This window comes from Nocardiopsis sp. CC223A, from assembly GCF_030766825.1.
Lineage (GTDB): Bacteria > Actinomycetota > Actinomycetes > Streptosporangiales > Streptosporangiaceae > Nocardiopsis.
Genome location: NZ_JASFDV010000007.1, coordinates 79425 through 100907, shown reverse-complemented (window position 1 = coordinate 100907; position 21483 = coordinate 79425). Strand labels below are relative to the sequence as shown.

The window sequence follows — 21483 nt, the reverse complement described above, 5'->3', positions numbered from 1 at the left end:
ACAATTCTGCTCGGCGGGGGAAGGATTCATCTTCCCGTATCAGGGTCCACGACCCTGGGTAGATCAAGGTCATGGATTGCACTGATTTTAACATTGATCTCCGGACTCCCTGGATTCAGCACCAAGGCTGCTCTCCAGGTGCCGTCGTTGAACTTCGGATCATCGAAGAGGTGCCCTTTTTCCCCTTGGGAGAGAATTCCTCGCCAGTACTACAGTTGCACTTCCGGTTTGTCCTGGTCTGAGTGCTCTGTGCCGCTCCGGAGGATAAGCGCCGCTGATCTGGCGGTTTCCCGGACACACGAACGGCCGCCGCCCGATCATCAATGGTTGTGAAGACAAAGAAAGAACAGGCGGCGGCCGCGGCCACCAGCGTAGCCGCCCACCGGTGGCCGCGCCTGCTGAACGCGACCATCGACACCGTCGTCACCCCGCACCTGGCCCGCCCCGAGACCCGCACCACCGCCCGCGAGATGATCAGCGCCCTGCTGGCCCCGCTGCCCGCCAAGAACTGCTGGACCCTGGCCGAACACGCCGGTCACCCCTCCCCGTACCGGTTCCAGCACCTGCTCGCCCGCGCCCGCATCAACGAGACGGCTCTGGCCGCCGCGCTGCGCGACCATGTCATCACGCACCTGGGCACCCCTGACACGGTCCTGGTCGTGGACGAAACCGGGGACATCAAGCAGGGAAAGCACACGGTCGGGGTCACCCGCCAGTACACCGGGGTCACCGGACAGGTCGAGAACTGCCAGGTCGCGGTCTACCTCGCCCACGCCCTGATCGACCACCGCCTCTACCTGCCCCGGACCTGGACCGGGGACCTGGCCCGCCGCCGAGCGGCCGGGGTCCCCGACACGACCCGCTTCGCCACCAAGCCCGAGCTGGCCCGGCAGATGATCGCCGCCGCCCTGGAGCACACCCCTGATGCGTGGGTGGCCGGCGACGAGGTCTACGGCCGCAACCCGCACTTGCGCGGCTACCTGGAAGAACACGGGGTGGGGTACATGATGGAGATGTCGGCCACCGACCCCTTGCCCACCCCGCGCGGTCCCCTGCCGGTCAAAGAGTCGGCGGTCCTGGTGCCGGAGCGGGGGTGGCAGAAGCGTTCGGCCGGGGCCGGGGCCAAGGGCGAGCGCTACTACGACTGGGCGCTCATCGACGACCGAACCGATGAGCGCGGGGTGCGATGGGTGCTGATCCGCCGCAACCGCACCACCGGTGAGCCGGCGTTCTTCCCCTGCTTCGCCCCGGTGCCGGTGCCTTTGGCGCGTCTGGTGGTGGTGGCCGGGCGCCGCTGGAGGGTGGAGGAGTCCTTCCGGCACGGCAAGGGCCTGGCCGGTCTGGACGAGCACCAGGTGCGGACGTGGACCTCCTGGCAGCGGTGGAACCTGCTGGTGATGGTCGCTCACGCGTTCGTGGCCACCTGCCGCCTGGCCGAGTTGCGCCTGCACCCGCGCCGATCAGGGATGGTGGCGCTGTCCTGCAACGAGATCGTCCGTTTGATGCACGCCCTGTTCGCGGTCGGGCACGGCCCAGAGCACGTGTTGGCGTGGTCGGTGTTCAGACGCTCCCACCAAGCGCTGGCGATGGGCTGCCACCGGCGCAGACGAGCGGCTTGCGAATCATGACAAAACAGAAGTGCAACTGTAGTACCGGGGCCGCACCGATCGTGCTGGGATGTCTGACCGATATCGTCCGCCAAGCGTCGGCCGCCACCGGGTGGAAGAACCTCGCATCCGGGCGCAGAGCCCACACCGATCCGGACAAGGTCCTCGATCTCGACCGCATCAACCGAGAGCAGCCTGTATGGATCTGAAACGCGAGATCTCCGGGGCCCTGAGACAGACCCTTTAGGTAAATTTCCGTTATTTACTCTCCCCTTGCAGCCCTCTCCAACTCCACTCGAAGCCACTCGGGAATTTCCTCTGGGCTTCGGGGGTAAGTTCTCAAGTCATCCACATAGTCCTGCGGACCCGGGGAAAACGTGAAATCCGGCTTTTTGTCATAATTGAAATCGACACTATACTTCCCGGGAGGAGAAATGGTGTATTTGAGCGAGAACCACGTTCCCCGGCCTTCCATATACATTCCATGGCGCAGCCTCCTGGAAAGACTGAACACCTCCTTGGAGGAACCGAAAATCTCCGATGTTCCATCTTCGCGGATCAGGGTGATTCCCCCGGTTGCCGCCCCACCTACCTTCTTGTAGGAAAACTCTATCCTGGACCAGCCATCCGGGCCTTGCTCCAAAATGGAACGCCCGATTGAGTTCAGTATTTCCTGTTGCTCCAAGGGGGTCATCCCCCCGGGCGGATGAAACATTATTCCCCCTACTTTGGGTGATTGTCGTATTCCAAGGGGTCCTGGCGAACTCCGTTAATTGACCACTCGACATGAATTATAGCAGGCGGAGGATGAACAAGTTCACCAGTTTTCGGATCTGGGATGGGCTTCATCGCCGGGTCATCTTCCAGAGATATCGCAACCTCTACCTTTGGCGGATTCGGCCCAGCTGCAAGGATGGGCTGCCACACTGACATTTGTGTATTGTAATCATCTCCCAGTCCCCTTATAAGGGCATTTTTATCATTCCGAAGAAGGCCATACCATGTCCATTCCGCCCTACGAAAACTTCCCGAGATTCCTGGTCGTATCACACGCTCCTGATTAACGATGTCCAGCATTGGCGCCTGGTTCAAGCGCTCTCCGGGCCCCAGGAACTCTGCCGAGCCAAAGAGATGACCGCCATTCCAATTACCCACATCTACTAGTTGGACTTCACCTGGATTCGGATCTCGATCGTGCTCATCTCGGAAGTCCTTCAAAATCTGATCGTTGAGGAGCCCAAAATACCTCCTGCCTCTTTTATTTACTTCGCCCTGCTCATCCAAGTTCCTTCTCTGATTTCCGTATTCCAGCTCTCCTTCGACATAAACGGTGCGGCGACTTGAATCCGTCTTGAATGTATATTCACTGTTGCCCACATTGACAACATAGGTGGCATTCGGGCGTGGATTCAACATCTCCGGGTGTCGAGATTTCGGGTGTTGCGACTCCAGTCGAATTTCAACGATATCTCCGTTCGCATCTGTCCGATATGTGCTCTGAAGGCTACCGGCCGAATCGAACAATCGGTATGTTGTATCCGATTGAAGCACCAGGCCGTTGTCTCCGAACCTCTCCTTGGGGCCCGGGTACCCGTCCTGTCCCACTTCGAGTCTGACCGACGCGCCTCCCGTGGCAAGAGAAGACAGGTTCTGGCCGGTTCCTCCTCCTGAAGTGCCGCCAGAGGAAGAACCACCACCAAGACCAAGGTTGATCATTCCGCTGTGGCTGATAGAGCCGGAGTCGGGGGCCACGGCGGTGGTGCCAGATGGGGTGCTCAGGGAGCCGCTGTTTTCACTGGTGTTGTTGGTGATGGTTGTGTCGTGGTGAGCGGTGATCTCGTTGCCCGCGCTGTCGATGTCGACCCGTTGCCCGTCCTCGGCCTCGATCAGGGCTGGGTCGGTCTCGTAGCGTTGGACCGGGGTGTCGTTGACCGAGGACACATCATCAGGGACCTGGGAGGTCACCCACAGGTCCTCCGCGTCCCGCAGACCCTCCTCCAGCTCGGTGCGTGACCGCGGGTCCACGCCGTCCAGGAACTCCTGGCCCGCGGCCAACTCCGCCGCGGTCGGATCAGCAGGCCGCTCCGCATCGGCGGCGCCGTCACCCGCCGGGGACCCGGCCTCCGGGGAGCGCAGGGTTTCCAGGCCCGAGAGCAGGCCGCGCAGCCGCTGCGGGTCGATGCCCAGGCCCCGCAGTGTGCTATCGGTCAGGGAGACGACCGGGGTGGTCCCGCCCGAGCCGGGGACGCCGCCGTGGCGACCGGAGGCCGCGCTGTCGACCAGGTTCTGCAACGCGTCGGTCAGCCCCCGGGGCACACCGCCGATCCCGTCCAGGATCTTCAACCCCTTGTAGGCCAGCAGCGGCACCCCCACCACCGCCCCGAACCCGGTGGCGGACAGCGCCACGCCCGCCGCGATGGTGCCCACGTTGAGCAGCAAGGTCGTGATGACGTACGCGGGCCGCTCCTCCCACTCCTCCCAGGGCACGATGGCGTGCGCCGCCTCCACCGCCGAATCCCAGGCGATCTCACGGCTGCGCTCCCAGCTCTGGAACCCCCAGTGGTCGATCTCGGCGTCGTACAGGCCCACTGCGGCGCCCGCGCCCTGGGCCACACCCCACCAGTGGGCGTCCAGGTTGGTGCTCCAGTCGAAGTCCCAGCCGCCGGCGCCGTGCATCCCGACCATCCCGCCGGCGTTCTCCAGGATGTCGTCACGGAAGTCCCAGGCCGCGTGCTGGACGTCCCAGAACCAGTAGTGGTCGACGCCGATCTTGGGCTCGCCCCAGGCGTTCTCCAGCTCCTCGGTGACCTCGGTGAACCCGTAGGCGATCTCCCCGCCGTGCAGCTCGGTGGACCCGTCCGGGTTCACCGGCGTGAACCGGCGGGCGCTGAACAGGGCCAGGAGCGCGTTCGCGCACTCGGTCTCCGCGACCATGAAGTCGTTCTGGATGCGGATCTTCTCGGAGTTGATCCGCGTGTACTCGGTGTACTCCTCGCTCTCGCCGCCCAACAGGGTGCCCTGGGCCCAGTCCTCGTCGTCGGCGACCCTTGTGTTGAAACGGCGGGCGTCCCCTTGCAGCGCCCACGCCTCCTTGCGGAGTTTGCGTGCCTTCTCCGCGAAGGTGGCCAGCGCGGTGGCCGCCGTGCCCAGGGCACCGTCGACCTCCTCGGCATCCTCAGGGACCGAGTCCACCGCCGAGAACAGGATCCCCGCTTCCGGGGCGCTGTAGCAGGAGGCCAGCCCACCCCAGGCGGTGTGGATGTCGGCCGCGCCCTCGGCGATGTCGGCGCCGTCGCCCTTGAGGTCGTCGGCGGTGTACTCCAGGCGGTCCGGGTCGGTGTCGGGAACGAAGAACGAGCTCGGGTCGAAGGGGGCCGTGCCCATGGATCACCGCTTCACGGGGAGAGGGGGTTCGGGAGGTGGGGGCTCGGGTCCGGGAGCAGGCGAAGGAGCAGGGGTGCGGGGTCAGCGGTACTGGGGCTGCTGACCCGAGCCCGCCGCCGGGGTGACCTCGGTGGCCGGTTCCTTGGCGGCGTTGAGCTGGGCCTCGGCGGCCATCTCCAGGTCGCCTTCGATGTAGTGGTTGGTGGCCTCGTAGGCTCCCCCGACCGCCCGCAGGGTCGTCTCGGCCATGTCGCCCAGGATCCCGAAGTAGTGCTCGGCGAACCGGCCCAGGGCATCGGCGACGATGCCGCTGCCGCACTCCTCCACGGCGTTGCCCAGATGGGTCTCCAACTGGGACAGCTCCCGGGTCAGACCCGAGCCGCCCTCCTCATCGCCCAGATGGCCCAGAGTCGCCTCCAGCACACCGCCGACCTGCACGGGATCGATATCCCACGAACTCATCGCGCTCCTTTCCACGCACCGGGGAATCGCGCGGAGCGAAATCCCTCGGGTGCTTGTGGGCCATCGACATGGCCGGTTCCGGCCATTTCCTGTAGTACGCGGACAGCTTGCGTCGCCACGGGAGATCATGCCGACCGAAGCGACACGAAATCCCTGCCCAGACCCTTCTTCGGGGAGCCGACACCGCCAGGGAAGCACTCGTTCCGCCCCGTTCGGACAGGCCTCGGAAGTCCCGGACCCGGGTGCGCGGGGAACGCGGCCCCCGGTCGGAGAAAGGGCACCCGAACGGGCTCCCCCGCACCCCCGGAACCCCGTTCCACCAGAAGGGACCGCATCCGCTCACCCCTTTCACGCACTTCGCGGCGATAAGTGATTACTGTTGTCTCTTCGGGCGTATTATGCCGAACGGCAGAGACAGAGGGTGACCCGGGCTGCGCGCACAGCAGCCTCCCAGTGATGCAGCGGAACTCGACTGCCCTGTCCGGATCACTGGGCTCCATCCGGTCATCACCCGGCCGACCGTCCAGGTCCGGCGTTCGTGCCCTCCCAGCCAGAACGCGGGAAACCCGGCTTTCTGGTGCATCCGGAGGGTGGACGGGGCGGGGTGCAACGTGGGGGAACCGGAGGCAGCGGGGTGACGGGCAGCGGCGCGATCTGGGGATTCTCGGGTTCTCGCAGGTCGGCGGGCTGGCGGCGAGCGGTTCGATTCCCGTCATCCGCTCCGTTCGAAAGACGGCCCCTGGGCTGCGAGCACCGCTCGCGCACCAGGGGCCGTCCTCGCGTTCAGGGTGCGCCGACGGCCGTGTGCCCCTCGTGCGTCCTGAAAGCGCAGATCCGTGATCGCGGCCGGGTCGATGCCGTGGCGGGCGTACACCTTCGCGGCGCCCTGCTCCGCCGGTTCGGCCGCCGTCGGATTCCCTTCGTAGTGCGTGTTCGCCTGAAAAGCGGTGGGGGTGCGGCGGTGACCGGGAGTCGGCCATGGCCGGCCCGTGCACGAACCGGTCGGGCGGCGCTACCGGGCCCCGTGGCGGAACGGGGGCAGGTCGCGAAAGGCCGGGTCGACCCGCAGGGACTGCGCGAGCACGCCGAGCAGGCGGCGGGTGCGGGAGAGCGGGTGGTCCGGGAACCGGTCGTCCCACACCGGGTCCTCGGCCTGGTTGCGCGGGGTGCCACCGGTGACACCCTCGGTGTAGGGGTGCCGGGCCCAGGCGGCCATCGCCCTCTGCATGTCCCCTTGGTGGCGGTCGAGGAACAGGGGGAAGAGGGACGCCTCCCGGATACCGGTCACCGGCCCCTCGAAGCACTGCACCCGGATCACGGTGCTGCACCGGTCCCGCGGGATCGTGTACGAGCCGACGTAGGCCATCCCGGACGCCCGGCGGGGGTCCTCGCCCTTGACCACCTGGCGGATGGCGGGCATGCCGTCCAGGGTGACGGTGTCCAGTTCGACCAGGCCCATCCCCGATCCCGCGACGTGGGCGCTGGTCCGGGCGCGCAGGCCGTCGAGATCGTCCAGGTCGGCGGGCAGGTCGGGGACCAGGCCGAAGAAGTCGAGGACGACCGCGTCGCCGGCGGTGTCGGTCCAGGCGTTCTCCTGGACCTGTCGGAAGGCCGCGGTGTCGAAGGTGAGGGGGGTCCCGGCCAGGCCCGCGGGGCCCCGGGGGGTGTCGGAGTTCATGGCGGCACCCTAGTCACCCCCTCGGTCGATCGCGCATGACCCCAGGTGGGACACCGTGCCGCGGATACGCGGCCCGTTGCCGGGCGCGAGGAAGGGGACCCATGACGACGCGGCCTCTCACCGTGGCCATCGGCGGCGATCGGGGCATCGGTGCCGCGACCCGCGCGCGGCCGGCCGGCGACGGGCACGCCATCGTGTTCGGCCACGCCTCGGACACCGGGGCCGCGGAGCGGACCGCCGAACGGGTGCGGGCGGCCGGGGCCCGGTGCGCGGCGGTGCGCGTGGACACCTCCGTCGAGGCCGACGTGGACCGGCTGTTCGACGCCGCCGCGGAGCCGGGCGCGGTGACCGGACCGGTCGACAACGCCGCGGTGACCGGACCGCCGGGCCGGTTCGCGGACACCGGCACCGCGGTCCTCGGGCGGATGGTCACCCGCTGTGCTGCCGCCGGGCGGCGCGGGACATGGCGGGCCGGGGGTCGGGCGCGGTCGTCAGCGTCTCCTCGGCCGCCGCCCTGGGCGGCCCCGGACGAGTACGTCCACCACGCGGCGACGAAGGCGGTGGTGGACGCCATGACGGTCGGTCTCGCCAAGGGGTTGGGGCCGTCCGGAATCCGGGTCAACGCGGTCGCCCCCGGGGTGATCGAGACCGACCCGCACACCGCCATGGGCGACCCCGACCGCCCCGCCGGGGCGGCGGCGACGATCCCGCTGCGACGTGCGGGTCGTCCCGGGGAGATCGCCGACGCGATCGCCCGGCCGCTGTCCCCCGGGGCCTCCCGCACGACCGGGACGGTGTTGCGGGTGGCCGGCGGCAGGTGAGGCCGCCTTGGGCCATGCGGGTTTCGCCCGGGGCCCCCAGGGCAAGGGTTCTCTGCACAGGAGGTTGCCCCCCGTGGAGACGACGCCCCTAGTCATCCTCGTCCTGGTGGTGATCGTGGTGGCCGTGGGCGCCGGGATCGCCGTCCGATCCTCGATCCTTCCGGCGCGCCGCACGGCCCGGCTCAGACGGCGTTTCGGCGCGGAGTACGACCACGCCCTGCACCTGCACGGGAACACCGCGGACGCCGAACGCGACCTCTCCGAGCGGCTGTCCCGCCGCTCCTCCCTGAGGTTGCGCGCCCTCCCCGACGGGCTGCGCGACGACCACGCCCGCTCGTGGGTGGCGGTGCAGCGGGGGTTCGTCGACGATCCCGAACGCTCGGTGCGCGACGCCCGGGCGGTCATCGCGGCGATCGCCCTCGATCTGGGGCACCCGCCCGGTGAGGAGTTCGGTCACCTGCTGGGGACCCTGTCGGTGGACCATCCGGCACAGGTCGCCGAGGTGCGCCGGGTCCAGGGGGACGGCACCGAGGACACCGAGCACCTGCGCGAGCTGCTGGTGGCCCACCGGCGGCTCGTGGACGCCCTGTTGGGCGGGGCCGGTGTGCACGGATCGGAGGCACAGCGGTGAACCATTCCGACGCGGAGGGCCGGGTGCGCTGGACCCTGCGCGCGCACGAGGGGGGTGCGCGGACGGCGCGCACCGCGGCACGACGGAAGGCGGACACGGTGGCGGAGGAGACCGGCAAGGCGGCACCGGCGCGCGGCGGCGGGCCCGCGGCGGAGGACGGCTGGCGGCCCCGGCCGCGCGGGGTGGATCCGGGGACGGCCCGGGACCGGCTGAGCGGCGCGGTCACCGCGTTCGTGGACGACCCCCGCGGCGCGGTGAGTGAGGCGGACGCGCTGGCGTCGGAGGTGGCCGACGCCCTGGTCGCCGAGATCGAGTCCCGGCGGGCGGCGCTGCGCGCGGCCTGGGACGAGGGCGCCGACACCGAGACCCTGCGGTTGGCGCTGCGCTCCTACCGCTCCTTCGTCCAGAGCCTGGTCACCGGTCGCTGACCCCGCCGGGGCGGACGATCCCGACGTGGTCGCCGCAGCCGAAGAGCAGTACACGCTCCCCGGCCACCACCGACGACCCCTCGGCGCAGTGCCCGACCAGGCGGGGCGACTGGGCGAACCCGGTGCGCCCGGTGCCGGTGTCCAGCACGCTCACCCCCTGTGGCGAGACCGCCACCAGGACCCCGTCATCGGTGACCCCGGCGCCCGGGGCCCCGTCGCCGGCGAAGTGGGCGGCCCGGGCGGGGAGGAAGGAGTCCGCCGCGAGCTCCCGGGTGTCCCGGTGCTCCAGGTCCGTGTCGAAGGTGTCCACGGCGACGGTCTCCCCGTCACCGACGGTGACGTGCACGGTCCCGTCGTGCACCGCCAGCCCGTGCGTGCCGCTGCCGGGCCAGGTGTGCGCCGTGGCGACCGCTCCACCGGTGTCCGGGTCGAACGCGGCGAGCACGGTCTCCTCGGCGTCCGCCAGCAGGACGACCGCCTCTCCCCCGGGCAGGAGGGCGAGGTCGACGACCGGAGTGCCGGTGGGGACGACGGACCAGGTGTCGGCGGCGGCGTCGTGGACCATGATCCCGGTGGCCGTGCCGTGGGCCGTCTGCCCGCCGCCCACGACGAGGTGCTCCCGGTCCGCGGCGGCCACGGCATTCCACCGGCCGGAGGGCGCGGGGGCCAGTGGGGTCCACTCCCCGGTGCCGGGGTCGTAGCGTGCGCCGTCCGCCGGGTAGTGGGGTCCCTCGGTGTCGGGCATGCCGCCCCACACGATCAGTTCCGTTCCGGTCCAGGCCGCCGCGTGTCTGCGCCGGGTCCCGTCGAGGGGGGAGTCGGGCAGGGGCGTCCAGGTATCGGTGTCCGGGTCGTAGGCGGCCCCCTGGGGGCCGGGAGCCGCGTCGCCGAACGCCCCGCCGCCCCACAGCAGGGCCAGTTCCCCGGTCCAGACGGCCGTGTGCCCGTACCGGTCCGGTAACGGGGAGTCGGTCCCGGCCTCGGCCGTGACGTCGAGGGGTTCCACCGGGGCGGCGCAGCCGCCGGCGGCCAGGGCGGCGGCGAGCACGAGGGCGGACGGAAGGGCCGTGCGCGGCATGGGGGGAGTCTCCGGGAGGGTGCGGGGCGCGTCCACCCTAGCGGCTCGGTGGGACGCCGTCCCCCTCCCGTCGCCCACGGCGCTGCGCGGTGTGCTCGGGAAGAGCGGTGAGTTGTAGCATCGTGGCCGGATCTTCCCCTGTCCACGCCCCCGCCGTGCCGGAGAAGGCCGTGGGTCAGGGCTTTTCGGCACACACGGGAGCGGATGTTCATGGACGTTGAAAAGACCCAGGTCATGAGCCGGACCGGCGAGTTCACCACCACCCTGAGCTGGCAGGAGTCCGTGCGCAGCCGGGTCGCCGCGGCCATGGACCGCTTCGCCGGGCCGCTGGCCGACCTCGTGGAGCGGGACGCCAACGACGGGGACACCCGGCTGCTGGTCGCCGATTTCTTCAGTGTCGGTCTCAACTTCAGCAAGTACCAGGACCTGACCACCGAGTACCGCACCAGCGGGGACTCCAACGACTACGCCATCGTGCTGGACGGGAAGCTGTTCGCCCCGGTGGAGGTGCGCGGGATCGGCCAGAACCTGGACCTGCGCAACATCCAGATGGCCCGCCGCCTGGCCTCCCAGGAGGGCGCGGAGTGGATCTTCCTGACCAACGGCCGGGCCTGGCGGGTGTACCACCTGCGTCCGGAGGGTTCGGGGGTCCGCCCGGTCGTGGTGGTGGACGCGGACCTGACCGACCCGGACTCCTACCAGCGCAACCTGGACCAGCTGTTCCACATCACCCGCGAGGCGGTCGTGCACGGGCGGCTGGACGCGCTGCGCCGGTGGCGCGAGGCGGTGGAGGCCGCACCGCTCTCCGGCCTGGTGACCGAGGACTCCGTGGTCGCGGCGGTGCTGAACGAGCTGAGCGAGCGCACCGGGCACCCGGGGCACGCGGGGGACGCCGAGGAGGTGCGCCGCATCCTCGCCGGGCAGGTGCTGGCCCGCGGCCTGGCCGCCGCCCCCGCCGCAGCCGAGGAGGCCGGGGGAGAGGGGTGACCGCGGTGGCCGGATTCGGCCTGTCACCCGCCGGAACCGCGTGCATGCGAAGGGCGCCGTAGGGGCCGGTACGCACCCCGGCCCCAGAGGCGGCCCCGCGCATGCGGCATCGATTCCTCGTCTCCCCGGTCGTCCTGACCGTCGTCCTCACCGGCTGCTCGAACGCCGACCTGACGGCGACGCAGCGGATGAACGACCTGCTCCCGACCGAAGGGAGCCGCCCGACGGTTGTACCCGCGAGTGGATCGACATGGAGGGCTTCGACGGGGAACCGTCCAGCGCCGACCGCATCTCGTCGGTGGCTCCCCCGGCCTGTGGTGCGGCACTGGACGAACCGCGGGACGTCTTCCCCGCGGGGATCGGCGAGGGCGCCGCGCCGGGCCTCCGGCGGCACAACGCGCAGGACGAGGCGTTCACGGAGACGCCGGCGATCGTGACGGACCGCCTGGAGGGGACCGTCCGAGCCACCCGTTGCCCGGGGAGACCGGAGGGCGGGGACTGGCTAGCCTGGCCCCATGGGCACCCGCACCCCCCTGCTCACCGAACTGATCGACACCCATCCGGAGGCGGCCGCCACTCTGGAGCCCCTGGTCGCGGCGGCCCGGCTGGACGACCCCGTGTCCGTCGGCCCCGAGGACGCCGCGCGCTCCGCGCACCCGTACGCCTGGCTGGTGGAGCACGTCGGACCGGACGGCCTGCGGCTGACCGAGTCCGGCTACCTGCCGCCGAGCAGCGTGGCGGCCGCGGCGCGGGAGTTCGACCTCGCCCGCCGCTGGCGCGGCTCCCTCCAGCGGGAGGACGTGGCCCTGCCGGTACTGGCGCTGCGCGAGACCGCTCTGCGTCTGGGGCTGCTGCGGCGGCGCGGCAGCGTGCTGCGCCGCTCCGGTCCGGCGGCCGCCGCCCTGGGCGACCCGGTGGCGATGTGGCGGCTGGTCGCGGCGGGGTTGCCGTTCCGGTACGGCCGCCGGGTCCACCGCGGGCACGCGGGTGTGCTCCTGCTGCTGGCGGTGGCCGGGGACTCCGACTCGCCCTATCGCGACGTGGTCACGGGGCTGACCGCCCTGGGCTGGTCGGTGCGCGGCCACCCGTCGGTGACGACGGGGATGGCGGTGGACCTGTGCGTGGACACCGCCGACGTGCTCACGTGGACGGGGTCGGTCCGCGGCAGCGACCTGCTGGGGACCCTGCGTTCGACCCCGCAGGGGGTCCTCCTGGCACGGGCCGCCCTGGGCGCCTCCGTGGCCTGAACTCCGCCGCACGCCCCGCATGGATCCGCGATCCTCGGTTAACCCCCATTGACAGGTGTGACGGGCGACACAACAATGATCGTACCTTTAACTGGGAGCGCTCCCAGTGCGTTCCCGGCCCGCCCGGAAGGACGACCCCCCTTTGAGTCCACGAAGAACCCCCGCGGTCCTGGGCACCGCCGCCCTCCTGACCCTCCCCCTGGCCGCCCCGGCCCCCGCCCTGGCCGACGACGAACCCGTCGAGCAGATCGTCAACGGCGACTTCTCCGACGGGACCGCCGGCTGGTGGGGCACCTCCCAGATAGAGCTGACCGTCACCGAGGACGAGGTCCTGTGCGTCGAGGTGCCCGGCGGCACCACCGACCCGTGGGAGGTCATCGTCGGCCAGAACGACGTACCGCTCGTCGCCGGCGAGTCCTACACCTTCTCCTTCACCGCCTCCGGAACCGCCGACCGCCCCGTCCGTGCCCTGGTCCAGGAGGCGGTCGACCCCTGGCGCACCGAGCTCGACGAGCGCCCCGTCCTCACGCCGGACATGGCCGCGCACGAGTACGTTTTCACCGCCGGGGCCGACCACGACGCCGCCCAGGTCGCCTTCCAGGTCGGCGGCTCCGCCGACCCCTGGACCCTGTGCCTGGACGACGTCTCCCTGCTCGGCGGGGCCGAACCCCCCGGGTACGAACCCGACACCGGCCCCCGCGTGCGCGTCAACCAGGTCGGGTACCTGCCGCAGGGGCCCAAGAACGCCACCGTGGTCACCGACGCCGCCGACCCGCTGCCCTGGAGCCTGGCCGACGCCGACGGCACCGTCGTCGCCACGGGCGACACCGTCCCCCACGGCCCGGACGACACCTCCGGGCAGAGCGTGCACACCATCGGGTTCGGGCACGTCACCACCCCCGGCGAGGGCTACACCCTGACCGCCGACGGGGAGACGAGCCACCCCTTCGGGATCGGCGCCGACCCCTACCGGGCCCTGGCGACGGACGCGCTGGAGTTCTACTACACCCAGCGCAGCGGGATCGAGATCCTCGACGGGATCGCCCCCGGGTACGCGCGGGAGGCCGGGCACGCCGGGGTCGCCCCCAACCAGGGCGACACCGAGGTCACCTGCCATCCGAGCACCCCCTGCGACTACGCGCTCGACGTCTCCGGCGGCTGGTACGACGCCGGGGACCACGGCAAGTACGTGGTCAACGGCGGCATCTCCGTGCACCAGCTGATGAGCGTCTACGAACGTGCGCACACCGCGCCCACCGGCGACCCCGAGCGGGTCGGCGACTCCACACTGGCCGTGCCCGAACGCGGCAACGGGGTACCCGACGTCCTCGACGAGGCGCGCTGGGAGATGGAGTTCCTGCTGTCCATGCAGGTGCCCGCAGGCGAGGACCTCGCCGGGATGGCGCACCACAAGGTCCACGACGAGCGCTGGACCGGGCTGCCCCTGATGCCCGCCGCCGACCCCCAGCCCCGCTACCTGCACGCGCCGTCGACCGCGGCCACCCTCAACCTGGCCGCGACCGCCGCCCAGTGCTCGCGGGTGTTCGCCCCCTACGACGCCGAGTTCGCCGCCACCTGCCTGGCGGCGGCCGAGACCGCCTGGGACGCCGCGCAGGCCCACCCCGACCGCTACGCCGAGGCGGGCGGCGAGGGCGGCGGCCCCTACAACGACGACGAGGTCGCCGACGAGTTCTACTGGGCGGCCGCCGAGCTGTACCTGGCCACCGGCGCCGCGGAGTACGAGGAGGCGGTGACGTCGTCGGACCTGCACACCGCCGACGTGTTCACCGCCGACGGCTTCGACTGGAAGTGGACCGCACCGCTGGGCCGCCTCCAGCTGGCCACCGTGCCCAGCGGCCTGCCCGACCGGGACGCGGTGCGCGCCTCCGTGGTCGAGGGCGCCGAACAGTACGCGGACGCCGTGGCCGCCCACCCCTACGGCCTGGCCTACGCACCCCGGAGCGGGGTGTTCGCCTGGGGCTCCAACAACCTGGTCCTCAACAACCTGGTGGTGGTCGCCACCGCGTACGACATCGACGGCGACACCCGGTTCCGGGACACCGTCCTGGAGGGTGTGGACTACCTCCTGGGCCGCAACGCCCTCAACAGCTCCTACGTGACCGGGTACGGGACGGTGTACACGGAGAACCAGCACAGCCGCTGGTACGCGCACCAACTGGACCCGTCCCTGCCCAACCCGCCGCCGGGCACCCTGTCCGGCGGGCCCAACTCCGACACCGCGACCTGGGACCCGATCGCGCAGGCGAACCTGGTCGGGTGCGCCCCCCAGCTCTGCCACATCGACGACATCGACTCGTGGGCCACCAACGAGCTGACGATCAACTGGAACTCGACCCTGGCCTGGGTGTCGGCGTTCGTCGCAGACCAGGGCGACGCCGCACCGCCCGCGGAACCCTCCTGCGAGGTGGACTACCGGGTGCACGGGACCTGGGACGGCGGGTCCAACACCCAGGTGGTCGTGCGCAACACCGGCGGTGAGGCGCTGGCCGACTGGACCCTGGGCTGGTCCTTCCCCGGTTCCCAGACGGTGCGCGACCACTGGAGCACCGACCTGACGCAGTCCGGGCGCACGGTGACCGCGCACGCCCTGGACTGGAACGCCCGGATCGGCGCGGGCGAAGAGGTGACCTTCGGTTTCATCGGGTCGTCCGGACCCGGGCCGAACGCCTCACCCGAGCGTTTCACGCTCAACGGGAGCGTCTGCCGCTGATCCCTCCCCGGCGGTGCGTGCTCCCGAACGCACCGCCGGCCGGGAGAGGACGGGGTCCCGCAGGAGAGCGCGGGGCCCCGTCCTCACATCCCGGGCTACCCTTCGGCCCGTGCCCGCCTGCGGACCAGGAACAGGGAGATCACCCCGGCCGCGATGAGCAGGGCGGCGGCGCCGAAGGCACCGAACACGGACGTTCCGGTGACCGGCAGCCTGCCCTTGTCCGGGGTCTGGTCCGGGGCCGGGGGCCGCGGGCCGGGTTCGCTCGGGCTGGGCGACGGGCTCGGGCTCGGCTCGTCACTGGGGCTCGGAGACGGGCTCGGAGACGGGCTCGGGCTCGGGGACGGACCGGGTTCCGGCGCGGGTTTGAAGGTGTTGACCACCTTGCAGGTGACGTGGTCGCCCAGGGCGATGTCCACCACGTCGATGTCGGCCAGTTCCTCGTGCGAACCCCTGGCGTGGCAGCTCCACTCGCCCGCCGTGTACCCGTCGGGCCCGGCTCCCTCGTTCAGCTCGTAACCGCCGGGTGCGACCGCCGCCCCGGTCACCGCCGGGTCACCGGCGACCCCGCTGATGGAGCCGTTCGGGCCGGCCGCCGTCAGCGTCCAGTCCTGCGGGGATGCCGTGCCGCCGCCGGTGTTGTCCACCTTCTTGACCAGCGTCAGCCGGGTGTCGCAGGCGAACGCGTTGTACACGGTGTAGTGGTTGTGCTCCGCGGGCAGGGCGAACTCGAAGTCCTTCCGGTACTCCTCCTCCGAGGTGCCCCCCGCTCCCGGTTCGAGGTCGTCGAAGGGGCTCTCCTCCCCTTCGGACCGGGCCTCGGCCAGCACCAGGGAGCACTTCTCCGGTGCGGTCATGACCTCCTGCCCGGCGACCGTGCCGCCGACCGTGTACCCGCCCCGGGTCTCGCCCCAGGCCTGCGGGGCGAGGCCGTCGCCGTCGGCCAGGCTCAGGGCGGCCTCGAACCCGTCGGGCTGCTCCCCGTCGGTGTGGACGAGCCCGTCGATCCACCAGGACTTGTCCACGGTGAGGTCGGCCGCGGGCTCGGGCTCCTTCTGGTTGTAGATGACGCAGTGCACCGCGGCGTTGGCGGGCACGGTCACCGTGAAGGCGGGGTCGTCCGCGTCCTGGGAGCCGGTGTCGACGGGCCGGTGCTCCCGACCGGATCCGTTGTCGCGCGCCTGGCAGGTGGCGGTCTCACCGCCCTGGGGCACCAGCCGGTAGCCGTCCTGCTGCTGCTCGGTGACGTCCACGGCCGCGGAATCGGTGTCCGGCGGGTAGGTGAGGGCGAAGTTCACCGTCCCGGTGCCGTTGTCGGCGGTCGTCGCCTCCTCCGGTGCGACGGTCACCCCGTCCGTCTCGGTCCCGGCGGTGAAGGTCCAGCCCGGCCCGGCCGGGACCGCACCGGTGAGGTCGTCTCCCTCGTTCTCCTGGGGGACGATCATCTTGGTCACCGACAGGCTGCCCGAGCACATCTGGTCGACCATCTCACGGATGGCCTCGCCGACGGCGGCGAAGTCGTCGCTGTGGAGGTAATCGGCCTCCAGCATGTTCGACCCGTCGAACTCCGTCGGCCCGGTGAGCGCGCGCAGGTTGAGCTCGGTCTCCGCGTCGATGCCGCCGCCCACTCCGGCGGTGACCAGCCGGGAGCCCTCCTCCTTGAGCAGGTTCGCGGAGAAGACCGCCTCCTCCATCTCCCGGAAGCGGGTGAAGTTCCCCGGCCCCTGCTGGTCCCGGTAGAAGGTGGGGTTGCCGTCCGTGATCATCAGGACGAGGTCGTAGTGGGCGCCGGCGGACGCCACCGTGTCGAGGGCGACGTCCCAGTTGGTGCCGCCGTCGGCACCCCAGTCCTGGTACAGCTCCTTGAACCCGGCCGCCTGGTCGGCGGTGGCGACGGGTACCAGGTCGGGGTGGTTGTCGCCCTGGGTCGCCGGGGACGACGTGGAGAAGGAGAAGACCGCCATCCGCGACGGGGTCCCCACCAGGGAGTCCGTGATGGTGTCGGCCGCCTGCTTGAGTTCGTCGATCTCCTCGGTCACGGAGCCGGAGGTGTCCAGCAGCAGCCCGACGTCCAGGCCGCACTGCTGCGGGAGCGGGATGTTGTCCCGGGAGAGCTGCCAGTGTCCTCCGGAGGCGGTCCGGTCGGAGTCGTCGTCACCGTTCATGAAGTCGGTTCCGGAGGTGTAGGTCCCACCCGGTTCGAGGGGCGGGGTCCGGAAGACGTAGGGGTCGTCCTGTGACTCGGCGCCGGTGCCCTGGCCGGTGCGCAGCGAGGGGTTGGAGAACCAGCCGTCGGGGACGCCGACCTCCTTCACCAGGTACCGCTGCCCCGTGGCGCCGGGAACGGTGAAGGTGCAGGTGCCGCCCGTGGAGGTGCATTCGGCGACCGGTGTCGCGTCGTCCTGCGCCTCGAACAGACCCAGGCGCACACCGTCCACCGTGCCGGGGGATGCCCCCTGCCGGACGCCTCCGACGTTCACGACGACCGTGGCGCCGGTCGGCTGGGCCGACGCCGCACCGGACGACACCGCGACCAGCGCGAGGGCCGCGGTCAGCGCGATGGCGGTCGACAGTGGTCCGCGCCTGGGCCCGGACCGTCGCGCACTCCTGGGGAACACGGACATAACTCACCCTCCGCAGTTAATTACTACTTAGAGTAATCGCGCGAAGGATGCACACCGGGATTGATCCGACCCGCGTGTCACCTGTGTCCGGGATACCGAGGACTCACCCCAAGGGCACCAGGAACAGCCGATCGTCCTCTTCGACCGGATCGCCCCGGCCGTCGCGGTTGCTGGTGGACAGCCACAGGGCGTCGCCCTCGGAGGTGACCACCACCGTGCGCAACCGCCCGTAATCCCCGGTGAAGTGCGCCGTCGGCTCCCCGACGCCGCCGTCACCGGTGAGCGGGACCTCCCACAGCCGGGCGCCGCGCAGCGAGGCCACCCACAGGGAGCCGTCCGCCACCGCGGCCCCGCTCGGCGAGGCCTCGTCCGTGGTCCAGGTGACCAGCGGGTCGACGAACGCGCCTCCGCCGCCCTCGCCCTCCACCTCGGGCCAGCCGTAGTTGCCGCCCGGCTCGATGAGGTTGACCTCGTCCCACTCGTTCTGCCCGAACTCCGTGGCGTACAGCCGCCCCTCCGTGTCCCAGGCCAGACCCTGGACGTTGCGGTGCCCGTAGCTGTAGGTGCGGTTGCCGAAGGGGTTGTCCTCGGCGGCCTCGCCCGCCGTGGTGATCCGCAGGATCTTGCCGCCCAGGGAGTCCCGGTCCTGGGACAGCGACGGATCCCCGGCGTCGCCGGTGGCGACGTACAGGAGGCCGTCGGGGCCGAACGCGATCCGGCCGCCGTTGTGGTTGCCCGCCGCGGGGATGCCGTCGAGCAGGGTCTCCTGCCCGGTCAGGCCCTCCTGCGGGTCGTACTCCAGACGAGCGATCCGGTTGTCGGAGGCGGAGGTGAAGTAGACGTACACGTAGGGCTCGTTGGGGAAGGCGGGGTCGACGGCCAGCCCCAGCAGCCCGCCCTCGCCGCCGGGGGACACACCGTCCACGGAGCCCACCGGCTCGGTGGTGCCGTCCTCGGCCACCCGGACCACCTCGCCGGAGTCCCGCTCGGTGACCAGCATCGAGCCGTCCGGCAGCACGGCGATCCCCCAGGGGACCTCCAGGCCGGTGGCGTGGACCCGGGGCTCCGCCACGACCGCCTCGGCCGTGCCCGAGGCGCCCTCGGCCCGCGGGCTCGCGCCGCCCGCCGCACCGCCTGCCCCGCAGGCGGCCGCCAGGGCCGCCGCCGCGGCGGCGGCCGCGACCCGCCCCGCCGCTCCCGTGCGCACTGTGGATCCCATGCCCGCTCCCTACCCCCGGGAGGCGGGGGCGACCCGTACCCGTGACCGGTACCGGCTCCCCCGGGTCGGCGGCGGACCAGCACCATCACCCCGCAGGACCAGTCCGACAGGGACGGCCGTTCCCATCCCGACCGCGACTCCAGGTCGGCGATGAGGGCCTCCACCGCCGGGCAATCGCAGGACAGGGTGAACCGACGGCCTCGGTGCCGGACTCGATGGCGGCCAGGACGTCGGGCCGCCGCCGGATGGTCCGCATGGGAGCCCCTCACCTGGTACGGATGAGCCCGGGTCGAATCGGCCGACCCGGCCGGGCGGGCGGGAACTTTCCACAGCCTGTGGACGACCGGGTCACAGGCCCCAGAGGCAGACGGCGGTGCGGTCGTCGTCGTGGCCGTCCGCGCGGAAGTCCAGCTGCCAGGCGAACTCCATCCGCCCCGGGACCCGGCCCGAGCCCCACTGGGCGGCCAGCCGGTCGGCGATCCCGGCGTCGGCCATCGGGCCCGACAATCCGGAACCGCACAGCAGGAGCGCCTCCCCCGGGGCGATGCGGTGGCCGTTGACGTGGATCCCGTCGGGGTCGGCGGGCAGGGTGGCGGGCAGCGGTTCCCACACGTCCCCGCGCAGCAGCCGGGCGGACGCGACGTCGGTCCCGAACAGCAGGCAGTCGGTGGTCTCCCCCTCGGGCGACAGGCGCAGCAGCGCCGCCGTCAGGGCGCCCGGGGGCTCGTACTCCAAGGCTCGGCCCAGGAGCTGCGCGCACAGCTGCCGGAAGTGCTCGGGGTCGCGCAGCGGCGCGGCGAGTCCGGCGATCTCGGCCGCCGCACCGCGCCACAGCAGCCGGCGGACCCGGTCGGCGTCCCTGACGGAGGGGAACGCGCAGGCCGTGACGGCCAGGACGAACGACTCCCCCGCGTGTTCCAGCGGGTACAGGCCGAAGGACTCCTGCCGGGGCAGCCCCCGCGCGCGGTTGCGGTCGCCGCGCAGGGACACCGCGCGCAGCGCCAGCCCGGGGTGGTCCGCCTCGTCGATGACCGTGTCCGGCACGGGCCGGGCGGGCAGCCCCACCGCCCGGCCGGGCAGGCCGGTGTCGCGCGCGGCCGCCTCGGCGTCCACGCCCAACAGGTCGCCGCCGATCTCCCCGACGGTGGGCAGGCCCAGCTCGTCCCGGAGCAGGACGGTCGTCTCCGTCGCGTCCGGCGAACGCTCGGCCAGCATCGAACGGTCGGCGTCGCTGACGGTGTCGCCGCCGTCGTCCAGGAGGTCGCCGGCCTCCTCCGGTCCGCCGTCGTCCCCGACCAGCAGATCACCCGCGTGAGTTCCGTCCACCAGGCCCCTTTTCCCCTCGGTCGCGCCCACGTGTGGGACTCCCGGGGGCCATCCGGAGTTCCCGGTCGCGGTGGCCGGTTCAGGCCGGAAGGCGGCGGCGTGTCGACAGCAGCATCAGGGCGCCGACCGTGGTGAGCAGAACACCGGCGTGCACCAGGACGTCGGCCCGGGGGCCGGTGTCGGGCAGCCGGGCGGGCCTCCCGAGCAGCCCGCCCCCGGGTACGAGGGCGGCGGCCACCTCCTCGGCCAGCTCCGCGGCGGCCTCCTCCTCCGCGCGCTCGACCAGTTCCCGCGGGGTGATCCCGAGCATGGCCGCCAGTTCGTCGACGGTGCGCCGGGACAGCCCGCGCACCCCGTCGACGCCCAGCCACTCGGCGAGGTCGAACACGGAGACGCCCAACCGGTCGGCGAGGTCGGCGAACGCGAGCTGCGCCGCCTGCTCGGCCGCGGCCCCCAGGTCGGGCCACTGCGCCAGGGGCGTGCCCCCGCAGATGCCGTTCCGCCCGGCGGAGCTCTGTCCTTCTCGCGAGTCGTCGTGTCCCCCGGCTCCTCCGAGGCACTCCGGTGCCGGCGACGACGACGGCGAAGCGGAGGGAGCCGGGTCGGCGGGGGGCTCTTGTCCGCCCGCGTCTCCGGAAGCCCCGCCGTGCTCCTCCTGTGCCACGACCCCGGGCTCCCCGCCGTCCCCGGCGGTCCCTGGAGTCTCCACCGCCCCGGACGGGTCGGCGGGCCCGGGAACGGCCGTCGGCTCCGCCCGTCCGACGTCCTCGGGTCCCCCGCCATCCCCTGGGACCCCTGGGGCCCCCGACGGGTCGGCGGGCTCGTCCGGGGCGGCGCCGCCGGTCCCGCCCGGTTCGGCCCCGGGGCGTTCGGCCGCCTCCTCGCCCCACGCGAGCGCGGTGACGTCGCAGTGGACGGTCTCCGCTCCGGGGGCCAGGTGGAACACGCCGTCGTCGCCGGGGACCACCTCGACCGGCGCGCCGTCCCCGGTGCGGCAGTCGGGGTCCCGGCCGGGCACCTCCAGCCACGGCCCGTCCGCCCGGAGCGCGGACGTCCCGGGGACGCCGGTCAGCACCAGGGCGCAGGTGCCGTCCTCGCGGGCGTGCGCGCAGGCCTCCTCCTCGGCCGCCGCCGGAAGGACGGGGGCGAGGACCGCCAGCACCGCGGCCGCGGCCGCCCCGGCGGCGACGCGCACCGCGGACAGAGAACGTGGGGACACGACGCACCGCTTTCCGAGACACTTTGGCCACTAAAGGTAATCAA

At 71.7% G+C, this 21483-nt stretch carries 16 protein-coding genes; 7 read left to right on the top strand and 9 right to left on the bottom strand.

Going from position 1 to position 21483, the window contains the following annotated elements; translation table 11 throughout:
- The first annotated feature begins 470 nt into the window (after positions 1–470).
- Entirely contained in the window at positions 471–1628 is a 1158-nt protein-coding gene (locus QJS33_RS04720; RefSeq protein WP_306366631.1) for an IS701 family transposase, read from the top strand.
- A 241-nt stretch (positions 1629–1869) separates the two neighbouring features.
- Here QJS33_RS04720 and QJS33_RS04715 read toward each other — a convergent pair whose 3' ends face one another.
- From QJS33_RS04715 to QJS33_RS04700, 4 genes are all read right to left on the bottom strand, one after another.
- The gene (locus tag QJS33_RS04715) at positions 1870–2292 is read right to left on the bottom strand and encodes a hypothetical protein (protein WP_306366602.1); all 423 of its coding nucleotides are present in this window, start codon (positions 2290–2292) and stop codon (positions 1870–1872) included.
- A 38-nt stretch (positions 2293–2330) separates the two neighbouring features.
- The gene (locus tag QJS33_RS04710) at positions 2331–4991 is read right to left on the bottom strand and encodes a hypothetical protein (protein WP_306366601.1); all 2661 of its coding nucleotides are present in this window, start codon (positions 4989–4991) and stop codon (positions 2331–2333) included.
- An 81-nt stretch (positions 4992–5072) separates the two neighbouring features.
- On the bottom strand, positions 5073–5453 hold the full coding sequence (locus tag QJS33_RS04705; protein ID WP_306366600.1) for a DUF6507 family protein: 381 nt from the start codon (positions 5451–5453) through the stop codon (positions 5073–5075).
- A gap of 1012 nt (positions 5454–6465) precedes the next feature.
- The gene (locus QJS33_RS04700; protein ID WP_306366599.1) at positions 6466–7131 is read right to left on the bottom strand and encodes a hypothetical protein; all 666 of its coding nucleotides are present in this window, start codon (positions 7129–7131) and stop codon (positions 6466–6468) included.
- 101 nt (positions 7132–7232) lie between these two features.
- Between QJS33_RS04700 and QJS33_RS04695 the strand changes: the two genes are divergently transcribed.
- The 3 genes from QJS33_RS04695 to QJS33_RS04685 all read left to right on the top strand — a co-directional run bounded on the left by QJS33_RS04695 (position 7233) and on the right by QJS33_RS04685 (position 9011).
- Positions 7233–7952, top strand: coding sequence for an SDR family oxidoreductase (locus QJS33_RS04695; protein WP_306366598.1), 720 nt, complete (start codon positions 7233–7235; stop codon positions 7950–7952).
- Positions 7953–8025: 73 nt separating this feature from the next.
- Complete coding sequence (locus QJS33_RS04690; protein WP_306366597.1) at positions 8026–8583, top strand: hypothetical protein; 558 nt, start codon at positions 8026–8028, stop codon at positions 8581–8583.
- Positions 8580–9011, top strand: coding sequence for a hypothetical protein (locus QJS33_RS04685; protein ID WP_306366596.1), 432 nt, complete (start codon positions 8580–8582; stop codon positions 9009–9011). The genes QJS33_RS04690 and QJS33_RS04685 overlap by 4 nt, the downstream gene beginning before the upstream one ends.
- Here QJS33_RS04685 and QJS33_RS04680 read toward each other — a convergent pair.
- The gene (locus tag QJS33_RS04680) at positions 8998–10089 is read right to left on the bottom strand and encodes a hypothetical protein (protein WP_306366595.1); all 1092 of its coding nucleotides are present in this window, start codon (positions 10087–10089) and stop codon (positions 8998–9000) included. The two genes, QJS33_RS04685 and QJS33_RS04680, sit on opposite strands and share 14 nt — an antisense overlap.
- 210 nt (positions 10090–10299) lie before the next feature.
- Between QJS33_RS04680 and QJS33_RS04675 the strand changes: the two genes are divergently transcribed.
- From QJS33_RS04675 to QJS33_RS04665, 3 genes are all read left to right on the top strand, one after another.
- Positions 10300–11076 (top strand): hypothetical protein, encoded by a 777-nt coding sequence (locus tag QJS33_RS04675; RefSeq protein WP_306366594.1) that lies wholly within the window; start codon positions 10300–10302, stop codon positions 11074–11076.
- Positions 11077–11591: 515 nt separating this feature from the next.
- On the top strand, positions 11592–12323 hold the full coding sequence (locus QJS33_RS04670; protein WP_306366593.1) for a hypothetical protein: 732 nt from the start codon (positions 11592–11594) through the stop codon (positions 12321–12323).
- 142 nt (positions 12324–12465) lie between these two features.
- Positions 12466–15054, top strand: a complete 2589-nt coding sequence (locus QJS33_RS04665; RefSeq protein ID WP_372339589.1) for a glycoside hydrolase family 9 protein — start codon at positions 12466–12468, stop codon at positions 15052–15054.
- 95 nt (positions 15055–15149) lie between these two features.
- On the opposite strand, the gene QJS33_RS04660 is transcribed toward QJS33_RS04665, so the two are convergent.
- The 4 genes from QJS33_RS04660 to QJS33_RS04645 form a co-directional block, all read right to left on the bottom strand.
- Positions 15150–17675, bottom strand: coding sequence for a hypothetical protein (locus QJS33_RS04660; protein WP_306366592.1), 2526 nt, complete (start codon positions 17673–17675; stop codon positions 15150–15152).
- A gap of 103 nt (positions 17676–17778) precedes the next feature.
- Positions 17779–18894 carry a sorbosone dehydrogenase family protein gene (locus QJS33_RS04655; protein ID WP_306366591.1) on the bottom strand — a complete coding sequence of 372 codons (1116 nt, stop codon included), beginning with the start codon at positions 18892–18894 and terminating at the stop codon, positions 17779–17781.
- A 348-nt stretch (positions 18895–19242) separates the two neighbouring features.
- Positions 19243–20220, bottom strand: coding sequence for a hypothetical protein (locus QJS33_RS04650; RefSeq protein ID WP_306366590.1), 978 nt, complete (start codon positions 20218–20220; stop codon positions 19243–19245).
- Positions 20221–20299: 79 nt separating this feature from the next.
- Positions 20300–21439 (bottom strand): hypothetical protein, encoded by a 1140-nt coding sequence (locus tag QJS33_RS04645; RefSeq protein ID WP_306366589.1) that lies wholly within the window; start codon positions 21437–21439, stop codon positions 20300–20302.
- Positions 21440–21483: the final 44 nt, after the last annotated feature.